The sequence below is a fragment of the Denitromonas iodatirespirans genome (assembly GCF_018524365.1).
GTDB lineage: Bacteria > Pseudomonadota > Gammaproteobacteria > Burkholderiales > Rhodocyclaceae > Nitrogeniibacter > Nitrogeniibacter iodatirespirans.
In genome coordinates this window covers 1-231 of record NZ_JAEKFT010000189.1, presented here as the reverse complement: position 1 = coordinate 231, position 231 = coordinate 1, and the positions used below count along the sequence as shown (strand labels likewise).

The following is a 231-nucleotide window of genomic DNA, read 5'->3' as shown; positions in this document are numbered from 1 at the left end:
GAATGTCGGCTACCCCACGCGTCTTGAGGTCGTTGAACACCTTCATCCAGAACTTGGCCCCTTCGGTGCCCTCGATCCACAAGCCCAGGATGTCGCGCGTGCCATCGGGCAGCACGCCCAGCGCCAGGTAGATCGCCTTGTTGCGTACCACCGCGTCCTCGCGGATCTTGACCCGCAGCGCATCGAAGAACACCACCGGGTACATCGGCTCGAGCGGGCGCGACTGCCAGG

General features: G+C 64.5%; 1 protein-coding gene. It reads right to left on the bottom strand.

All coding sequences use genetic code 11. The features are described 5' to 3' along the window. Positions 1-231 (bottom strand): transposase (locus I8J34_RS24500; RefSeq protein ID WP_214364230.1); only part of this gene is annotated, 231 nt, incomplete at both ends.